Source organism: Rhodopseudomonas rhenobacensis, from assembly GCF_014203125.1.
GTDB classification, from domain to species: domain Bacteria; phylum Pseudomonadota; class Alphaproteobacteria; order Rhizobiales; family Xanthobacteraceae; genus Rhodopseudomonas_A; species Rhodopseudomonas_A rhenobacensis.
On sequence record NZ_JACHIH010000023.1, the window covers coordinates 1 to 18,843 of the forward strand.

At 67.1% G+C, this 18,843-nt stretch carries 13 protein-coding genes; 7 read left to right on the forward strand and 6 right to left on the reverse strand.

The window, feature by feature from the left end:
• Positions 1 to 232: 232 nt before the first annotated feature.
• From HNR60_RS16510 to HNR60_RS16525, 4 genes are all read right to left on the reverse strand, one after another.
• The gene (locus HNR60_RS16510) at positions 233 to 1,519 is read right to left on the reverse strand and encodes an OmpA family protein (RefSeq protein ID WP_184259427.1); all 1,287 of its coding nucleotides are present in this window, start codon (positions 1,517 to 1,519) and stop codon (positions 233 to 235) included.
• 551 nt (positions 1,520 to 2,070) lie between these two features.
• Complete coding sequence (ppc, locus tag HNR60_RS16515; RefSeq protein WP_184259429.1) at positions 2,071 to 4,854, reverse strand: phosphoenolpyruvate carboxylase; 2,784 nt, start codon at positions 4,852 to 4,854, stop codon at positions 2,071 to 2,073.
• Positions 4,855 to 4,919: 65 nt separating this feature from the next.
• Positions 4,920 to 6,032, reverse strand: coding sequence for an NAD(P)-binding protein (locus HNR60_RS16520; RefSeq protein WP_184259431.1), 1,113 nt, complete (start codon positions 6,030 to 6,032; stop codon positions 4,920 to 4,922).
• Between the two features lie 213 nt (positions 6,033 to 6,245).
• On the reverse strand, positions 6,246 to 6,491 hold the full coding sequence (locus HNR60_RS16525; protein WP_184259433.1) for a PilZ domain-containing protein: 246 nt from the start codon (positions 6,489 to 6,491) through the stop codon (positions 6,246 to 6,248).
• 203 nt (positions 6,492 to 6,694) lie between these two features.
• On the opposite strand from HNR60_RS16525, the gene HNR60_RS16530 reads away from it, so the two are divergent.
• The 4 genes from HNR60_RS16530 to HNR60_RS16545 all read left to right on the forward strand — a co-directional run bounded on the left by HNR60_RS16530 (position 6,695) and on the right by HNR60_RS16545 (position 12,313).
• The gene (locus HNR60_RS16530; protein WP_184259435.1) at positions 6,695 to 6,958 is read left to right on the forward strand and encodes a hypothetical protein; all 264 of its coding nucleotides are present in this window, start codon (positions 6,695 to 6,697) and stop codon (positions 6,956 to 6,958) included.
• A 284-nt stretch (positions 6,959 to 7,242) separates the two neighbouring features.
• Positions 7,243 to 10,032, forward strand: coding sequence for an ATP-binding protein (locus HNR60_RS16535; protein ID WP_184259436.1), 2,790 nt, complete (start codon positions 7,243 to 7,245; stop codon positions 10,030 to 10,032).
• Between the two features lie 330 nt (positions 10,033 to 10,362).
• On the forward strand, positions 10,363 to 11,430 hold the full coding sequence (locus HNR60_RS16540; RefSeq protein WP_184259439.1) for a YeiH family protein: 1,068 nt from the start codon (positions 10,363 to 10,365) through the stop codon (positions 11,428 to 11,430).
• A gap of 4 nt (positions 11,431 to 11,434) precedes the next feature.
• Positions 11,435 to 12,313 carry a LysR family transcriptional regulator gene (locus HNR60_RS16545; RefSeq protein WP_184259441.1) on the forward strand — a complete coding sequence of 293 codons (879 nt, stop codon included), beginning with the start codon at positions 11,435 to 11,437 and terminating at the stop codon, positions 12,311 to 12,313.
• A 209-nt stretch (positions 12,314 to 12,522) separates the two neighbouring features.
• Here HNR60_RS16545 and HNR60_RS16550 read toward each other — a convergent pair whose 3' ends face one another.
• Positions 12,523 to 13,308 carry a crotonase/enoyl-CoA hydratase family protein gene (locus HNR60_RS16550; RefSeq protein WP_184259443.1) on the reverse strand — a complete coding sequence of 262 codons (786 nt, stop codon included), beginning with the start codon at positions 13,306 to 13,308 and terminating at the stop codon, positions 12,523 to 12,525.
• Positions 13,309 to 13,409: 101 nt separating this feature from the next.
• Here HNR60_RS16550 and HNR60_RS16555 point away from each other — a divergent pair, with 101 nt between their 5' ends.
• The 3 genes from HNR60_RS16555 to HNR60_RS16565 all read left to right on the forward strand — a co-directional run bounded on the left by HNR60_RS16555 (position 13,410) and on the right by HNR60_RS16565 (position 17,786).
• Positions 13,410 to 14,282 carry an SDR family oxidoreductase gene (locus HNR60_RS16555; protein WP_184259445.1) on the forward strand — a complete coding sequence of 291 codons (873 nt, stop codon included), beginning with the start codon at positions 13,410 to 13,412 and terminating at the stop codon, positions 14,280 to 14,282.
• An 895-nt stretch (positions 14,283 to 15,177) separates the two neighbouring features.
• A complete protein-coding gene (locus HNR60_RS16560) occupies positions 15,178 to 16,758 on the forward strand; it encodes a fatty acid--CoA ligase (protein WP_184259447.1) in 1,581 nt (526 codons plus the stop codon).
• Between the two features lie 248 nt (positions 16,759 to 17,006).
• Entirely contained in the window at positions 17,007 to 17,786 is a 780-nt protein-coding gene (locus HNR60_RS16565; RefSeq protein ID WP_184259449.1) for an enoyl-CoA hydratase-related protein, read from the forward strand.
• Between the two features lie 227 nt (positions 17,787 to 18,013).
• Here the strand turns inward: HNR60_RS16565 and HNR60_RS16570 are convergent, their stop codons facing one another.
• Positions 18,014 to 18,802: an enoyl-CoA hydratase/isomerase gene (locus HNR60_RS16570; protein WP_184259451.1), complete on the reverse strand. Its 789-nt coding sequence runs from the start codon at positions 18,800 to 18,802 to the stop codon at positions 18,014 to 18,016.
• Between the last annotated feature and the right edge of the window lie 41 nt (positions 18,803 to 18,843).

Here is an 18,843-nt window from a genome sequence, read left to right on the forward strand (position 1 = left end):
CCAGACAACACCACATCGCTGCGCGGAAAACTGAAACGTGCAGGATGGAACGATACGTTCCTCTTCGAACTCATCCAACACATGCGATAGCCCTGCCCCGCAAGCGGGGCGAGGGAAGAGCAGCGCCGCTCGTTCATCTACTTTCCAGTCAAATCACAAGGCGCGCGCCGGTGTCGGCGCGCGCCTCGAAGATGATTAAGATGCCCGTCAGCAGTCGCCGGCGGGCTTTGGTTTATTTCACCACCAACGCGAGCGGGCCGCTCTTGCTGCCGTCGGCCGGCTTCACGGCACCCACCGCGGTGAGCTTCGCGGTGCCGACGCCGAGCTTGCTGAGGCTCGCCACCACCGTCGCGGCGCGCTTCTGCGACAGCTTGAAAGCCTTCTTGCCGCCGCCGTCGAACGGGCCCGCGACTTCGATCTGCACCGGCTGGCACAGCGCGATCGCCTGGCCGAGCTTCGCCAGCGCCGGCTGCGAAGTCTTGCTGAGTTCGGCGCTCTTCGGCTCGAAGCCGATCTTCTCCTCGGCGACCACCGCAGAGAGCTTTTGCTGGCAGGCCTTGGCGTCGAGCAGCGCGGCGGTCTTGGCGCCGACCGCTGCGTCGGGCTTTTTCACCGGCACGCTTTCGGCGTCGGCCGTCGCAAGCTGCTGATGCGCGTGGCCGTCCGCAGCCGGCTTGGCAGCAGCGGCCTCCGCTTCGACCTTCGCGGCGGCTTCCTTCGCAGCTACTTCCTTCGCCGCAGCTTCCTTGGCGGCAGCTTCCTTGGCGGCAGCATCCTTGGCGGCCGCCTCCTTCGCCGCAGCCTCCTTGGCCGCCGCTTCACGCTGCGCCGCCTTGCTCATCGCCTGATGCGCGGCGGCTTCCTTGGCCGCGGCTTCCGCCGCTTCCTTGGCGGCGGCTTCCTGCGCCGCGGCTTCCGCGGCCTTGGCTTCGGCGGTCAGCTTGGCGATGGTCTTGGCCGACAGCGCCGGGCCGGTGAGATCGTCGACGTCGGCGACCAGCCGCACGCCCGGCACCGCGAGCAACTCTTTGCCCAATTCAACGCGCATGGCGGCGTCGATATCGGCCGGCAGCAGCACATCCCGGCCGGCGAGGTCGACGTTCACAGGATCGCCGCCCGCGGTTTCGACCGCCGCGGCGACGCGCTCGCGCAGATCCTTGTCGAGGCCGGGCAACGCCACGATCGCGAACGCTGCCCAGATCAGGCCGGTGGCGAACAGCCCGACCCACCAGCCTTCGTAGCGCACCGGCAACAGCTGCACCGTCGCGCCGACCAGGCCGCCGATGGTGTAGGCGACCGCGAGAGCAAAGCCGGCTTCGAGCAGGATCTCCGCCTTGCCGCTGATCAGTTGCGTCGCGATCAGCACCAGCGGAATCGCCAGCACCACGCCGACTCGCGTGATCCAGTATCCCGGCAGATCCGCGGCCCAGCCGAACCGGCTGGCCAACAATGGCGTGACAGCGCCGGCAACAAGGGCGGCTGCCAGCCACATCCAATAATGCGTGAGCAGATAGTACATCAGCAGCGTTCCTTCTCGACAGAGAGCGATGTTTGCAGACGACAATGCATGGTGAGGCTGGCCGACGTTCAAACCGCGCGCAGCGACAGATGCAGCAGGCGCTGCAGGCGATCGGATCGGGCTTTGGCCTCGGAACCGATCAATAGCGTCGTTGGCCGGGCACCAGCCATCCTGACTAAAGTTTGATCGTCATAGATTAGCTGCACCAAAACTGTGCAGCGCGCCGAAGAACGCAGCAAGCCCTACGCGAGTACGCTTACTAACTGTAACGGGGTGAGGAAAAGCAGGATTGCGGCTGAGAGAAGTTTGCGCAGGAATCGCCAACTACTATTCGTTCAGAGTACCGGCCCTTACCTCTCCCCGCTTGCGGGGAGAGGTCGCCCCCGCGTAGCGCAGCGAAGCGGGGTCGGGTGAGGCGGCGTCTCGGCATAACGCGGCGCCCCCTCACCCGGCGCGACAAGCTTTGCTTGTCACGCCACCCTCTCCCCGCAAGCGGGGCGAGGGAGCGATGCCCAAGCGCTCCGCCTAAAATCGACCGCCGATGGCTCGCCTTAGCCGCTGTTGCGCAGGCCGGCGGAGATGCCGTTGATGGTGAGCTGGATGCCGCGCAGCACCTTCTCGTCGACGGCATGGCCGCGGTGCTCTTTCAACAGCTCGACCTGCACGTGGTTGAGCGGATCGAGATAGGGGAAGCGGTTGCGGATCGAACGCTCGAGCCGCGGATTGCCCTGCAGCAGCCGGTCCTGCTGCATGATGTCGAGCAGCGCCTGGATCGAGCCGTGCCACTCGGCGCGGATCCGGCCGAAGATTGCCTGCCGCAGCTGTTCGTCGGGCACCAATTCGGCGTAGCGCGAGGCGATCGCGATCGAGCTCTTCGCCAGCACCATGTCCATGTTCGACAGCAATGTGCGGAAAAACGGCCACTCGCGATACAGCTCCTGCAGGAACGCCATTCCCTTGTCGGGATGTTCTTTGACGAAGGCCTCAACCGCGCTGCCGAAGCCGTACCAACCCGGCAGCATCAGCCGGCATTGCGCCCAGGAGAACACCCAGGGAATCGCGCGCAGATCCTCGATCTTGTGGGTCTTCTTGCGCGACGCCGGGCGGCTGCCGATGTTCAGCGTGGCGATCTCGGTGATCACCGTGGAGGCCCAGAAGTAATCCTCGAAGCCCTCGGTTTCGTAGACCAGGCCGCGATAGGCCTTGAAGGCGAACGACGACAACTGCTCCATGGCGTCGAGATATTCGGCGCGCGGCGCGCTCTGCCGCGGCATCAGCAGGCTGGCCTCCAGCGTTGCTGCGGCAAGAATCTCCAGATTGTTGCGGCCGACCTCGGCGTTGGAATATTTGCTGGTGATGATCTCGCCCTGCTCGGTGATGCGGATCTGGCCGTTCACCGCGCCGCCGGGCTGCGCCAGGATGGCGTCGTAGCTCGGCCCGCCGCCGCGGCCGACTGAACCGCCGCGACCGTGAAACAGCCGCAGCCGCACGCCGTGATGCTCGAACACCTTCACCAGTTCGATCTCGGCCTTGTACAGCTCCCAGCCCGAGGTGACGAAGCCGCCGTCCTTGTTGCTGTCGGAATAGCCCAGCATCACTTCCTGGACGCCGCCGCGGCTGTCGACCAGCCGGCGATAATCGTGCAGCCCGAGCAGCCGGTCCATGATCCCGGCCGCGGCCTGCAGATCCTCGATGGTCTCGAACAGCGGCACCACGTTGATGGCGCTGCGCCCGGCGTGGTCGACCAGGCCCACCTCCTTCAGCAGCAGCACCACCTCCAGCATGTCGGAGACGCCCTTGCACATCGAGATGATGCATTGGGAAATCACGGTGTGCCCGAACGCGGCGTGGGCCTCGGCGGCAGTGCGGAACACGGCCAATTCGCCGAGCGTCTCCTCGCCGTATCTCACGAACGGCGACACCAGCGGCCGCGTCGAGCGCAATTCGCCGGCGAGCAGCGCGATCCGCGCTTCCTCGTTCATCGCCATGTAGGACTTGCCCGGCATCGCGGCGTCGATCAGCTCGGTCATGCTGCGCTCGTGCACCGCGGAGTTCTGCCGCATGTCGAGACTGGCGAGGTGGAAGCCGAAGCAATCGGCGGCGCGGCGCAGCTGCCGCAGCCGGCCGCGCGCGATCACCGCGGCCTGGTTGGCGATCAGCGAGCGATGCAGCACGTCGAGGTCGGCCTTGAACTCCTGCGGATCGGCGTAGGGCTCGGCGGCGCCGACCGGGGCGCGGATGTCGTCGAATTTCAGCCGATGCGCGGTGGCGGCGAGCCGCGCATAGATCCCGGACACCGCCAGCCGATACGGCTCGCCGCTGCGATGCGGCGAGGTGTCGGGCGAGCGCTCCGCCAGCGCGCGCAGATCCTCGGAGATATCGGCGAGGTGGGCTGCGATCGACAGTTCGGAGCCGAGCGCATGCAGCTCGTCGAGATAGAAGCGCAGCGCCCGGGTGCTCTGCAGCCGCAGCGCGCCGCGCATCACCTCGGCGGTGACGAACGGGTTGCCGTCGCGGTCGCCGCCGATCCAGCTGCCCATCCGCAGGAACGAGGCGAGCTCCTCGCTGGCTCCGTCGTCGTCGTTGAGGCGATCTTCCAGCGTGCAATGCAGCCGCGGCACTTCACGCAGGAAGCTGTGGTCGTAGAACGACAGCCCGTTCTTGACCTCGTCGAGCACGGTCAATTTGGTCCGGCGCAGCATGTTGGTCTGCCACAACGTCAGCACCGCGCGGCGCAGCTGTTCCTCGTGCTGCGCAATCTCCTCGGCAGTCATCTGCAGCCGTTCGCGGCGGTCGAGCAGCGCGGCGACCTCCATCTCGCGGTCCATGGTGCTCTTGCGGCGCACCTCGGTCGGGTGCGCGGTCAACACCGGGCTGACCAGCGCGTTGGCGAAGAACTTGCGTAGCTGCGGCGCGCTGATGCCGACCGCGCGGGCATGCGCCAGCGTGCCGACCACGGAGCCCGCCCGCGGCGTGCCGCTTTGCGCGCGTAGCTGCCGGATGTTGTTCTGGTCCTCGGCGATGTTGGCGAGATGCGAGAAGTAGCTGAAGGCGCGGACGATGCGCACGGTGTCGGGCGTCGACAGCCCGTCCAGGATGGCTTCGAGCTCGCTGCGCGCCGGCTTGTCGTTGTCGCGGTGGAAGCGGATCGAGGTCTGCCGGATCCGTTCGACGACGTCGAACACGCCCTCCCCCTCCTGGTCGCGCACGGTGTCGCCGAGAATGCGGCCGAGCAGCCGGATGTCGTCGCGCAGCCGGGCGTCCTCGTCGATCGCGGCAGCGTCCTCTGCGGTGGATTGCGCGGCCTGCTCGAGGGGCATGATCTTGGACGACATCAGCGGATCCTCCAGGATGTTGCCGGCACCCTTTCACCTCGCAAGTTTTTCGCAGCAAGGCAAGGTCAAGAAAACGGCGCTGGCGCGCAGCAAACGGGCGGCCGCCGCAGCGGCACGGTGCAGCGCCCGATCACGCCGCCGCGCGGATCGCAGAGGTGGCGAGCAATCCCGGCCGCAACACCTCGGCGGCGGTGGCGCCGGAAATCACCACCGCCTCGATCCCGGGGCCGTGGGTGGCGGCACCGGCGATCACCAGATTGCGCAGCGGCGTCTTCACCGACAGCGCGATGATCGAGCCGCTGCCATTGCAGATCGCCGGCGATGCCGAGCCGCTCGAATACGCAGCGCACCGGCCCGCCGGGTTGCCAGCCGGAGATGTCGTGCACGCCGGAATCGAAGCGGAACACCAGCTTGTCGCCGGTCGTCGGATCACGCTCGCGGGCGCGGCGCAGCCAGTGATGCGCAAAGCCGCCGGGCACCACGTGATGCTCGCAGACGATCACCTTGAGCCCGGCATCGGCGAGCAGCGCCGCGGCGATCAGGCCGCCGATCCCGGCACCGACCACGGCGACGTCGCAAACTTCGTCGCCTTCGCCCGGCCGCGTGGCGAAATCCGGTGCCGGCCAGGCATTGCGCGTATCGCCCTGGGCCATCCGCGCAAGCCCCCTCCGCACCAACAGCTTCGGCAGCAGCACCGAGGCGACGCCGCCCAGCGCCAGCGGTCCCCAATGCGCCACCGCGGGCAATCGCAGATAGAACGCCAGCACCAGCCAGAGAAACAGCGCCGCCCACAGCGCCGAGATCTGCATGTTGATGCTGAGAAACAGCGGCGAAGCGGCCACGCCCTGATAGTCGCGCGCCGAGAATTCCGCGGTCCACGGCCGCCGCAGCGCCACGCTCAGTAAAGCGCCGAGCCCGAGCCCCAGCATCAGCAACGCGCCGGCGTTGTCGATCAGCGCGGTCGCGCCCGCGGCGTGGCCGACCACGACGATCGCCAGCCCGAACATCAAAGAAAGATCGAACACCGGCGGCGGCTTGCCGCGCGACCACAGCGCCGACCACGCCACGGCGTAGGCGAGCCCCACCGCAGCGCCCAGCAACGGTAAGCCGAGCCAGCTCAGCAGCGCAAAAATCGGTAACGCCAGCAAGGCGGCATGCGCGATCAGAAAGGTCTTCATGGCGGAGAGCTCCGGACCGGGAGCTACTTATACGATGTAAATCAGCCGGAAATCACCGGGAATTTGATCCGGAGCAGCCTGCACGGACTGATCGTGCTGCGGCTGGCCGGACAGCCGCCGCCGCGCGGACTTCTCGCGGCCGCGCGCCGCGTGGATCGACGCGCAGGTCAACGGACTGCGCAAGCGCTGAGCCGTTGTTGTTAGCAGCGGCCGTTAGAACGCCAGCCCGACCCGGCGGCCGGCGCTCCACACCAGCCGGCAGCGCTTCTTCGATCCCGCATACAGCATCTCGAACCGGCCGGGCAGCTTGAACGGGCCGCAGATCTCGACGCAGGCGCCGCCCGCGGAATAATCCACCACGCGGCAATCGATCACCGGCAATTTCGGGCCGACGATCAGCTTGGCGGTGGTCGCCATGCGGCCGGCCGGCCGGACCCGTGCGAACCTGCGCGGATGCATGCATTCCTCCGTGACGTCGCGGTCATCCGCCCCATGGGGACAGAGCGGTTTGAAGAATCCGTTGAACTTTATGGTGAACGAATTCGCCGGCGCCCGCGTATTTGTCTTGCGTCAAATCAGCGCCAGAGTTTGCGACCTAGATTTGCCCGCGGCGGCCCGCCCGCCCCGAATGCACAGGCTCCCCTGCAACAAAGGACGTATCGATGGCCGACGTCGACAAGCATCTTGACGCCCGGATGGCCCGGATCGAACTCGCGGTGCAGCGCGTCCAGCTGTTCATCGTGATGGTGGTGGCGCTGTTCGTCATCAACTGGTGCCTGGCGATCGCCGAGCGCGCGTTCCCCGACGACGAGTTGGTGCTGTGGTTCTACGGCAGCCGCGGCGTGGCGCTGTTGCTCGGCGTGCTGCTGGCCTATGCGGCGGCCAAGATCATCGGCTATCCTCTCAAGGTGCTGGCCCGCGCCTGAGCGTCGCCGCCGGGTGGGGCGGCGATTGCGCCCCGAGCTCTCGGCACGAGCGGCACTATGTCCGCTGGTGCGATGCGCGGCTTTACTAGGTGTCATTCCCTGCAACACGCGCTAAAGTTGATTCGTTCCTGGTCCGCCGCAGTCGGCGGCGCGGGCAGTTGTGACGTGCGAAATCGGTGAGATCGCTCGATCCGAAGCGTTCAACAGAGGTCGGATCGGCCCGCGGTGGCGTTGCGCGGCAACTTCACGGCACGGGCTGGGTCGACCAAAGGCCGGGGATTCGCTTGAGCCAAGGACTAAGCCTTTCGACGCGGCTGACGATCGCCATCGTCGCCTTGGTCGTCGCCACCGCCGGCACCGTGGGCTATCTGAGCTATCGAAACATCGCCGGGGTCGCGGTGCCGCGCGCGCTGGTGCGGCTCGATGCGCACACCCGCTCGGTCGCGGTGGAACTCGCCGACATCGTCAACGACGTGCGCGCCGACCTCACCGGGTTTCGCGACGTCATCGGGCTCGAGGAAATCATCGCGCTGAGCCGCGATCCGGGCACTCGGGAGGCCGGCGGCCAGACGCTGGCGCAGTGGCGCGCCCGCATCGCCCGGCGCTTTGCCGCCGAGCTGGAGGCCAAACCGCACTTCGCGCAATTCCGCATCATCGGCGCCGCCGATGGCGGTCGCGAGATGGTGCGGGTCGATCGTCACGCGGAGAACGGCCGCGCCCGTATCGTGTCCGACGCCGATCTGCAGCAGAAGGCCAGCCGCGGTTATTTCCGGCAGGCCGTCGCGGCGCCGGACGGCGCCGTTCTGGTGTCGCCGATCGAGCTCAACCAGGAATACGGCCGGATCGAATTGCCGCCGCAACCCGTGATCCGGGTGCTCACGCCGATTTATGCGCCGGACGGCCAATGGTTCGGCCTCTTGATCGTCAACATCGATCTGCGGCCAGCCTTCGCGGCGATCAAGTCGCACACCAGCCCGGACACCTCCGTCTATGTGGTGAACGACCGCGGCGATTACCTCGTGCATCCGGATCCGGAGCGCGAATTCGGCTTCGAATTCGGCATGCCGTTTCGCGTACAGAACGATTTTCCGGAAACCGCGGCGGCGCTGGCCAGCGGCGAGCCGCGGCAGCCGGAACTGGTCGAACATCGCGGCGGCACGCGCTACGGCCTGGCGCTGGCGTCGATGCGGCTCGGCGGCGGACCGCTGGTTTCGGTGATCGAGGTGATCCCGGAAGAAAAAATCGTCGCGCTGGCGCTGCAGGCGCTGCGCGACTCCAGCCTGCTCGGCGGCACCATCGCGGTGCTGTGCGCGATGCTGCTGGCCTTCGTTCTGGCGCGCACCCTGACCCGGCAGCTGACCCAGATGACCGCAGCGGTCGCCGGCTTCGCGCAGGGCAAGCCGCTGCTGGTGCCGCTCAACGCCGGCGGCGAGATCGGCGTGCTGGCGCGCGCGTTCCAGAACATGGTGCAGGAGGTCGGCGAAAAGACCACCGCGATCCGGCGCGAGAAGGACGTTTTCCAGAGCATCATGGCGGCGATGGCCGAAGCCGTGCTGCTGATCGATGCCGAGGGCAACATCGTCTACGCCAACCGCGCCAACCAGGAACTGCTCGGGCCGATCGAGCTCGAAGGCACCGGCTGGCGCGAGCTGTACGACATCTATCAACCCGACGGCACCACGCTGCTGCCGCGGCAGCACTGGCCGTCGGCGCGCTGCCTGCTTGGCGAACAGGTCGACGGCTTCGAACTGGTTTGCCGGCGCCGCGACAACGGCAAGTCCATTCATGTGATGGGCAGCGCGCATCCGATCCGCGACGCCGGCGGCGCGCTGAGCGGCGCCGTCGTGGTGTATCGCGACGTCTCCGCCGCCAAGGAGATCGAGCGCCAATTGCGGCAGTCGCAGAAGCTCGACGCCATCGGCCAATTGACCGGCGGCGTCGCCCACGACTTCAACAACACGCTGACCGTGATCACCGGCACCGCCGAAATCCTGATCGAGAACCTCGCCGACCGGCCCGGCATGCAGCAGATCGCCAAGATGATCGACGAGGCGGCCGGCCGCGGCGCCGAACTCACCAAACACCTGTTGGCCTTCGCCCGGAGGCAACCACTGCAGCCGCGCAACGTCGACGTCAACACGCTGGTGCTCAACACCGCGCAATTGCTGCGGCCGACGCTGGGCGAGCATATCGAGATCGAATCCATGCTCGGCAACGACGCCGAACCCGCGCATATCGACCCCTCGCAGCTGTCGACCGCGCTGCTCAACCTCGCGGTCAACGCCCGCGACGCGATGCCGAACGGCGGCAAGCTGACGCTGGAGACCGGCAACGTGGTGCTCGACGAGGCCTACGCCGAGGCCAATCCAGAAGTAGCGCCCGGCCCCTATGTGATGATCGCGGTCAGCGATACCGGCACCGGCATTCCGGCTGCGATCCGCGACAAGGTGTTCGAGCCGTTCTTCACCACCAAGGATGTCGGCAAGGGCACCGGGCTTGGGCTCAGCATGGTGTACGGCTTCGTCAAGCAGTCCAACGGACACATCAAGATCTACAGCGAGGAAGGCTACGGCACCACGATCAAGCTGTATCTGCCCCGCGCCAGCGCCGAAGCCGAAGAGCTGGCGCCGACCGCGCCGATCAAAGGCGGCAGCGAAACCGTGCTGGTGGTGGAAGACGACGCCATGGTGCGCAACTTCGTCGTCACCCAGCTGCGCAGCCTCGGCTACAAGACGCTGATGGCCGCGAACGGCGCCGAGACGTTGGCGCAGATCGACGCCGGCGCGTCGTTCGATCTGCTGTTCACCGACGTCATCATGCCCGGCCTCAACGGCCGGCAGCTCGCCGACGCCGTCAAGCAGCGGCGGCCCGGCACCAAGGTGCTGTACACCTCGGGCTACACCGAGAACGCCATCGTGCATCACGGCCGGCTCGACCCCGGGGTGCTGCTGCTGCCGAAGCCGTATCGGAAATCCGAACTGGCGCGCTTGATCCGCGCCGCGCTGAATGCGGAGGCCGGCGCTGATGCCGACACCGGCCCGACCGTCGAGACCATGGATCGCGCGGGCTCCTGAGAGCCTGACCGAAAAAGCAGCGAGCAAAATCAGGGGTTGTTGTCATTGCGAGCCGAGGACGGCGCGTGGCGCCGGCCGAACAGCGAAGCAATCCAGGGGCCTCATGCGTAGCCCTGGATTGCTTCGTCGCAAGAGCTCCTCGCAATGACGCAATTAATGCCTGATTCCATTGATCGCTTTTTGAGTCAGACTCCGAGCGGAACGCAGCGCAATCAGCGGCGCTGGTCCCGGCTCAATCCATCGAATATTCCGATTGATTATAGCGTAATTATCTGTTGGATTGATTGGTCTCAAACGTCCGATGGTGCGGTGGCAACGATGGAGCCACCGATGACCACGATCCCGGCAGCCGAATGTTCCAGCCCTCCCCCCGCCGACCCCGCCACCGCATCGGCCCCGCGGCTCCGCGGGCTGCGGGCGGTCATCCCCGGGTTGGCCCTGACCGCGGCGATCGCCGCGACGGCGTTCGCCCTGCGACTCGTGCCGGGCATCGGCGTGGTCAGCCCGATGATCCTGGCCATGCTGATCGGCATCACGCTGCACAATCTCGCCGGCACCCCTTCGCTGGCCGTGCCCGGCATCAAATTCAGCGTACGCCGGGTGTTGCGCTTCGCCATCATCCTGCTCGGGCTGCAGCTCTCGGTCGCGCAACTGATCGCGGTCGGCGGCCGCGGCCTTTGCATCATCGCGGCGAGCCTGCTCGCGACCTTCGCGGTCACCAGCTGGATCGGGCACAGGCTCGGCGTCGACCGCAAGTTGACGCAGCTGATCGCCGCCGGCAGCTCGATCTGCGGCGCCTCGGCGGTGATCGCCACCAACGCGGTGACCGACGCGCCGGACGAGGACGTCGCCTATGCGGTGGCCTGCGTCACGGTGTTCGGCTCGTTGGCGATGTTCTGCTATCCGCTGTTGCCGGCGCTGCTGAGGCTCGATCCGCAGAGCTATGGATTGTGGGCCGGCGCCTCGATCCACGAGATCGCCCAGGTGGTCGCCGCGGGATTTCAGGACGGCGCGCAGGCCGGCGAGTTCGCCACCATCGCCAAGCTGGCGCGGGTGGCGATGCTGGCGCCGCTGGTGATCGTGCTCGGCGCCTGGGCGGCGCGCAGCGCGCGGCGCAACGGCGGCGATCGGCAGGCGGCGCGGCCGCCGCTGCCGTGGTTCGTGCTCGGCTTCGTGGCGCTGGTCGGCGTCAACAGCGTGGTCGCCATTCCGGCGGAGGCGAAGGGCTGGATCGTCGTCGTCACCACCTTCCTGCTGACGCTGGCGCTGGCGGCGATGGGGCTGGAAACCGATCTGCGCAAGCTCGCCGCCAAGGGCATTCGCCCGGCGCTCGTCGGCGCGCTGGCCTTCCTGTTCATCGCAAGTTTCAGCCTGGCGCTGATCAAACTCACCGGGTGAGCGCATGACGCTGGATCAGCTTCGCATCTTCATCGCGGTCGCCGAGCATCAGCACATGACCCGCGCCGCCAGCGAGCTGAACCTGACGCAGTCCGCCACCAGTTCGGCGATCGCCGCGCTGGAACAGCGCTACGCCATCAAGCTGTTCGATCGGATCGGCCGCGGCATCGTGTTGACGCAGACCGGCCGCGCCTTTCTCGGCGAGGCCCGCGCCGTGGTCGGACGCGCCAACGCCGCGGCGCAGGTGCTGAACGACCTTGCCGGCCTGAAGCGTGGCACGCTGACGCTGGCGGCCAGCCAGACCGTGGCGAATTACTGGCTGCCGCAGCGGCTGCAGGCGTTTCGCAAACGCCATCCCGGCATCGACGTCCGCCTCGCCATCGCCAACACCGAACAGGTGGCGGCCGCGGTGCATGACGGCCGCGCCGATCTCGGCTTCGTCGAGGGGCCGGTCGACGATCCGCTGCTGGCGGCGCGCCGCATCGACGGCGACAGCCTGGTGATCGTGGTCGGCGCGCAACATCCCTGGGCCGGGCAGCGCCGCATCACCGCGCGCCGGCTGCCCTTGAGCGGCTGGGTGCTGCGCGAGCGGGGCTCCGGCACCCGCGCGATGTTCGAGGCCGCCATGCGCAAAGCCGGCGTCAAGCCGAGCGAACTGCGCGTCGAGCTGGAACTGCCGTCGAATGAAGCGGTGCGCGCCGCGGTGGAGGCCGGCGATTGCGCCACCGCGCTGTCCGACCTGGTGGCGGCGCCGTCGCTGGCGGCCGGCACGCTGCACCGCATCGACTTCGCGCTGCCGCGCCGCGCATTTTTCGTACTGCGGCACAAGCAGCACGCCGCGACCCGCACCGAAACCGCGCTGCTGGAGTCGTTTCTGCCGTGACGTGACGTCGCTGCCTGAGGCCCCGTGTCCCGGACGCGGAGCAGCGCCTTGGCGCTGCTCCGCGAGCCGGGACCGTTACGAGCGACGCGTTCCGTAACGGCCCCGGCTCGCCGCGCGACGCGACGCGACGCGTCGCGCGGCGTCCGGGGCACGATCCACCCCAAGGCCTGTCCGGGGAAATCCACAGGCGACGAATTCGCGTCGCAGCCTCACCCATTCACAAACCGCGGCGGGCGCTTCTCGACATTGGCGCGAACCGCCTCGATCTGGTTCGGCGAGCCGATCAGCTGCTGCTGCTCGATCGATTCTTCGAGCAGCGCCGGTCCAGGAGCAACCAGCAGCTTGTTGTACAGCCGCTTGGCGGCGCGGATCGCGTCCGGGCTCTTGCCGGCGATCTCGCGCGCCAGTTCCAGCGCCGCGGCCCGGGGATCCTCGACGATCTTGGTCGCAAGCCCGTAGCTCAGCGCCTCCTCGGCGGAAAAGATCCGCCCGGTATAAGTGAGTTCGCGCAACACGTCATCGCGGACCAGCGAGGCCAGGATCGGGGTGCCCGCCATGTCCGGCACCAGCCCCCATTTGATCTCCATGATCGACATCCGCGCGTCCGGCGCCAACAGCCGGATGTCGGCGCCGAGCGCCAGCTGAAAGCCGCCGCCGAACGCCACGCCATGCACCGCGGCGATCACCGGCACCGGCAATTGCCGGAAGCCCCACACCGCCTGCTGCGCCGCGTTGGCCTCGCCATGGCTGCGGGTGACGAGGTCGCGCAGCGCGTCCTTCATCTCGGCGAAACGGCCCATGTCGAGCCCGGCGCAGAACGCCTTGCCCTCGCCCGACAGCACCACCACGCGCAGTCCGGCTTCGCCGGCAAGCCGCGCGGTGGTGTCGACCAGCGCCTCGAACATCGCCGCATCGAGCGCATTCATCTTGTCGGCCCGCACCAGCCGGACATCGGCGACGCCGTCGGTGATCGTCACCGCTACGCGATCGTTCATCTCAGTCCCCCCGTTTGTTGCCGGCCCACAGAAAAGCGTTGTCGGAATTTAGTCAATCACCTAGTGAAGTAGCAGTCGTTCTCCAGCCAGGGCGCTTCAAAATGTTTACTGATCAGCTTCTCGCCGGCCGCCGCATCCTGGTCACCGGCGGCGGCACCGGGCTCGGCCGGGCGATGGCGGCGAAATTCCTCAGCCTCGGCGCCGAGCTGCATATCTGCGGCCGCCGCAAGGGCGTCTGCGACGAAACCGCGACCGCCCTGATGGACGAATTCGGCGGCAAGGTGATGAGCTACGGCGTCGACATCCGCGACGCCGCCGCGGTCGACCACATGATCGAGACCATCTTCGAAGAGGGGCCGCTCACCGACCTGATCAACAATGCCGCGGGAAATTTCATCTCGCGGACGCAGGACCTCACCCCGCGCGGCTTCGACGCCGTCGCCAACATCGTGATGCACGGCACATTCTATGTCACCCACGCGGTCGGCAAGCGCTGGATCGCCGGCGGCCATCGCGGCAATGTGCTGTCGATTACCGTCACCTGGGTGCGCAACGGCAGCCCCTATGTGGTGCCCTCGGCGATGAGCAAGTCGGCGATCCATGCGATGACGATGTCGCTCGCCGCCGAATGGGGCCGCTACGGCATCCGGCTGAATACAATTGCGCCCGGCGAAATTCCCACCGAGGGCATGAGCAAGCGGATCAAGCCCGGCGACGAGGCCGGCGCCCACACCACCCGGCTCAATCCGATGGGCCGGGTCGGCACGCTGGCGGAATTGCAGAACCTCGCGGTGTTCCTGATTTCCGGCGGCTGCGACTGGATCAACGGCGAGACCATCGCGATGGACGGCGGCCAGGCGCTGGCCACGGGTGGTAATTTCTATCAGCTGCGCGACTGGAGCGACGCCGACTGGGCGGAGGCGCGCGATGCCATCAAGGCGCAGAACGACAAGGACCGCGCCGCGCGCGGTTGAGGCGGATCTGGCGCAACGGCAGCCCCAGCGCCGGAGCGGAGCCGGGCGTTTCGAAGCATGACCGCCAGGGTGTGAGCTCTGCCGCGTGCGACTAATCACCCCGCAAAAAACGCGCGGATAGCAATCCCCGCGCTTGCGGCTTCGCCTATCATCGCTTCGTCCTCGCTCACGAGGGGCGCTTCTCGAGGGCGCTCGTGAGGCGGAGCGAGGATGCGGTGTCCTGCGCGCGCGGTTCGCACCCGCAAGCCCGGGACGCCCCGGGTCGCCGTCCGGGCCTACTACGGGGCTCTGCCACTTGCTGGTTGGCTGGACGCGGGACAGGTGAAGGCGGGGAAAGCCTGCCGGATCGGCGGTGCGGAGTGCATCGCGCCTGTCCCCGGAAGCACGGTCCTGGGGTCGACAAATCCCGCGATGGAGCGCCGCAAGGCGTGCGCGGTCCGCTCGCTGCCTCGCCGGCAGCGTCGGGCAGCGCCCAACAATCACGGTTGCGCCTTGCGGCGCTCCGTCCCCCTCACTGGCGAGGGGGGAAACTAACGGCTCGCCTCGCGCAATGTCTTGCGCGAGAGCGATGGCGCGTGCGTTGAGAGTTACCGGACGTGGCTGTTTGACAATTTGCATGGCGATGGATGGCGAGGCGCACCGCGCCGCCCTCAGCTCGCAAAGACGATGATATCCCTGATCTTGCTCGCTGCTTTTTCGGTCAGACTCGGAGGAGCCGGGCTGCGCCCGCAGGGCGAGGCCAGGCGTCTCGAAGGATGCACCCCGCGCAGGGCGCCCGCCCCAGCGCCCCTTGCAAGCGCCCGAACTATCTCCCATCCATCTTGTATTTGTCGGCAAACCGCGTCACACTTTCCCCAAAGCGATAACAACTAACAATACCGTCCAGGGAGTTGAAATGTCCGATTCCGCGGAGCCGGCGACGCTTGCCGACGTGGTCCGCGCGCAGGGCCAAGCGCGCGGCGATTCCATCGCGTTCGAGTTCGAGGGCCGCCGCACCAGCTTTGCCGCGCTCGATCGCCACAGCAATCGCGTTGCCCGCGCGCTGCTTGCGCAAGGCATCAAGCCCGGCCAGCGCATCAGCTATCTCGGCAAGAACAGCGACGTCTATTTCGAACTGCTGCTCGGCGCGATGAAAGCCAATGTGGTGATGGCGCCGGTGAACTGGCGGCTGGCGGCGCCGGAAATCGCCTTCATCGTCAACGACTGCCAGGCCACAGCATTGTTCGTCGGCGCGGAATTCGTCGACCCGGTGCGCGCACTCGCGGCGCAACTGCCCGGCGTCAAAGCCTTCATCGCCACCGAAGGCGCCGCCGCCGAGTGGCCGGCCTACCCGGCGTGGCGCGACGCGCAAGCCGACGACGCCCCCGCCGTGGTGCTCGAGCCGCGCGACGTCGCGATCCAGCTCTACACCTCCGGCACCACCGGCCACCCCAAGGGCGCGATGCTGAGCCACGCCAATTTCCTCGCGCTGGTGCGCGCCGGCAAGGACGCCGAACAGCCGCAATGGAACCAGTGGAGTGCGGACGAGGTCTCGCTGGTGGCGATGCCGGTGTTTCACATCGGCGGCTCCGGCTGGGGCGTGATGGGCATGTACCACGGCGTCAAGGGCGTTATCGTCCGCGAATTCGATCCGCACAAGATTCTGGATTTCTTCGCGACCTTCGGCATCACCCGGGCGTTCCTGGTGCCGGCGGCGATGCAATTCGTGGTGCGGCAGCCGCGCGCCCGCGAGATGGATTTTTCCCGGCTGCGCTACATGCTGTACGGCGCCTCGCCGATCCCCGCCGCGCTGCTACGCGAATGCATCGCGGTGTTCAAATGCGGCTTTGTGCAGATGTACGGCATGACCGAGACCACCGGAACCATCGTGGCGCTGCCCCCGGAGGATCACATCGAGGGCTCGGAGCGGATGCTGGCGGCGGGCCGCGCGCTGCCCGGCGTCGAGCTCGCGATCCTCGATCCCGAGGGCAACAGGCTGCCGCCGCGCCAGGTCGGCGAGATCGCCACCCGCTCCGGCTCTAATATGGTCGGCTACTGGAACCTGCCGGAGGCCACCGCCAGGACCATCGATGCCGACAACTGGCTACGCACCGGCGACGCCGGCTATCTCGACGAGGACGGCTACCTCTATATTCACGATCGCATCAAGGACATGATCATTTCCGGCGGAGAGAATATCTATCCGGCCGAAGTCGAGAGCGCGCTCAGCGAGCATCCCGACATCGCCGAGGTCGCGGTGGTCGGGGTGCCGGACGAGGTGTGGGGCGAGGCCGTCAAGGCGATCGTGGTGATGAAGCCCGACAAGCAGGCCACCGCGCACGACATCATCGCCTTCGCGCATCAGCGCATCGCCAAGTTCAAATCGCCGCGCACGGTGGATTTCATCACCGCGCTGCCGCGCAACGGCGCCGGCAAGATCCTGCGCCGCGCGCTGCGCGAGCCGTATTGGGCCGGCAGGCAGCGCCGGGTGAACTGAGCGGCCGATCGGAACCGCGCCAAGCCGGTCACGGCTTTCCTCACGCCTACTACTTTAGGCGCATGAGTATCGCAGATCATTAGCTGCAAATTCCGCAACGAACTGCAACGAGATGATTAGCTGTCAGGGGTAGCGTCACAATGCCGCGAGTGGGTTGTGGAGCAAGGCTGCTACGCGCAATTCATGGATGACTTTCGGTTGCGCTGCCGCCATCTTCGCGCGGGGCAGGAAACGATTCTGGGGGCGACATGACTCTGCAATTCTCCGCGGTGACGCGCCGCGGGCGCATTACCATTGTGACGCTGTCTCGACCCGAAGTGATGAACGCGCTGCACAGCGACGCGCATTTCGAGCTGCACCAGGTCTTCAACGACTTCGCCGTCGATCCGGAACAATGGGTGGCAATCGTCACCGGCGCCGGCGACAAGGCGTTCTGCGCCGGCAACGACTTGAAGTGGCAGGCGGCCGGCGGCCGCCGCGGCTGGGACAGTAGCGGCTTCGCCGGACTGACGGCGCGGTTCGACTGCGACAAGCCGATCATCGCCGCGGTCAACGGCGTGGCGATGGGCGGCGGCTTCGAGGCGGCGCTGGCCTGCGACCTGATCATCGCCGCGGAAAACGCAGTGTTCGCGCTGCCGGAACCGCGCGTCGGCCTCGCCGCGCTGGCCGGCGGGCTGCATCGTCTGCCGCGGCAGATCGGGCAGAAGCGGGCGATGGGCATGATCCTCACCGGGCGCAGCGTCACCGCCCGCGAGGGCTACGAACTCGGCTTCGTCAACGAGGTGGCGCCAGAGGGCGAAGCGCTGGCCGCAGCGGAGCGCTGGGCGCAGACGATCTGCCGCAATTCGCCGATGTCGATCCGCGCCTCCAAGCAGGCGATTCAGAAGGGCTCGATGGTGTCGCTGCAGGAGGCGATCGCCGATCAGCGCGACTACCCCGCGGTCCGCGCCATGGTGGCGTCGCAGGACTACATCGAGGGGCCGAAAGCGTTCGCCGACAAACGCCCGCCACGGTGGGTGGGGAAGTAATCCGAGGCGGAAGCGCTGTGCTGTCATTGCGAGCCGAGGACGGCGCGCAGCGCCGGCCGAAAGCGAAGCAATCCAGGGGCTGCGCGCGTGGCCCTGGATTGCTTCGTCGCAAGAGCTACTCGCAATGACGGATTGAATGCCTGATTTTTTCGGTCAGACACTCAGGATGACGGCGCATTGCTAATCGCAAACGACCCGCGCCCTTCCACAGCTGCGCCCGTTCTGAACTACCTGCCCTGAAACTTCGCCGCGCGTTTGTCGAGGAACGCGCTGACGCCTTCCTTGAAATCCGCGGTGGCGCCGGCGATGCGTTGCGATTGGCATTCCAGGTCGAGCTGCTGCTCGTAGCAATTCTCCTCGCTGTCCCAATAGAGTTTGCGGATCAGCGCCAGCGCCACGGTCGGGCCATTGGCCAAGTCGTGCGCGAGCTTCATCGTCTCGTCCCACAATGCGGCGTCGTCATAGACCCGGTTGACCAGCCCCCATTGCAGCGCGGTCTCCGCCGGCAGCTTGTCGCCGAGCAGCGACAATTCGAGCGCCCTCGCCTTGCCGATCAGCCGCGGCAGCAGCCAGGTCGAGCCGCAATCCGGCACCAGGCCGATGCGGCGGAACGCCTGCAGAAAATACGCCGAGCGCGCGCACAGGATCATGTCGCCCATCAGCGCGAAGCTCATGCCGGCACCGGCGGCCGGCCCGTTGACCGAGGTGACGATCGGGCAATGCCAATTGCGCAACCGGCGCAGCAACGGATGAAACGCGGTCTCCAGCGCCGCGCCGGCGTTGGCCTTGCCGGGCTTGTTGAGGCGACCCTGCAGATTGGCGCCGGTGCAGAACGCGCGACCGGCGCCGGTCAGCACCAGGCAGCGCACCTTGGCTTTATCCTCCTCGATCGCGTCGAGCGCTTCGGCGAAGCCGCCGAGCATGTCGACCGACATCGCGTTCATGACTTCCTGATGGTCAAGTCTGAGGATCGCCACCGCGCCGTCGATATCGAGTGTCACGTGTTTGAACTGCATGATGTCCTCTGCTGCGCGCGGTTGATCCCGCGCGATGGAAT

Coding starts and splice junctions, on each gene's coding strand:
- HNR60_RS16510 (WP_184259427.1), bottom strand. CDS start 1,519: ATGTACTATCTGCTCACGCATTATTGGATGTGGCTGGCAGCCGCCCTT.
- ppc (WP_184259429.1), bottom strand. CDS start 4,854: ATGTCGTCCAAGATCATGCCCCTCGAGCAGGCCGCGCAATCCACCGCA.
- HNR60_RS16520 (WP_184259431.1), bottom strand. CDS start 6,032: ATGAAGACCTTTCTGATCGCGCATGCCGCCTTGCTGGCGTTACCGATT.
- HNR60_RS16525 (WP_184259433.1), bottom strand. CDS start 6,491: ATGCATCCGCGCAGGTTCGCACGGGTCCGGCCGGCCGGCCGCATGGCG.
- HNR60_RS16530 (WP_184259435.1), top strand. CDS start 6,695: ATGGCCGACGTCGACAAGCATCTTGACGCCCGGATGGCCCGGATCGAA.
- HNR60_RS16540 (WP_184259439.1), top strand. CDS start 10,363: ATGACCACGATCCCGGCAGCCGAATGTTCCAGCCCTCCCCCCGCCGAC.
- HNR60_RS16545 (WP_184259441.1), top strand. CDS start 11,435: ATGACGCTGGATCAGCTTCGCATCTTCATCGCGGTCGCCGAGCATCAG.
- HNR60_RS16550 (WP_184259443.1), bottom strand. CDS start 13,308: ATGAACGATCGCGTAGCGGTGACGATCACCGACGGCGTCGCCGATGTC.
- HNR60_RS16555 (WP_184259445.1), top strand. CDS start 13,410: ATGTTTACTGATCAGCTTCTCGCCGGCCGCCGCATCCTGGTCACCGGC.
- HNR60_RS16560 (WP_184259447.1), top strand. CDS start 15,178: ATGTCCGATTCCGCGGAGCCGGCGACGCTTGCCGACGTGGTCCGCGCG.
- HNR60_RS16565 (WP_184259449.1), top strand. CDS start 17,007: ATGACTCTGCAATTCTCCGCGGTGACGCGCCGCGGGCGCATTACCATT.
- HNR60_RS16570 (WP_184259451.1), bottom strand. CDS start 18,802: ATGCAGTTCAAACACGTGACACTCGATATCGACGGCGCGGTGGCGATC.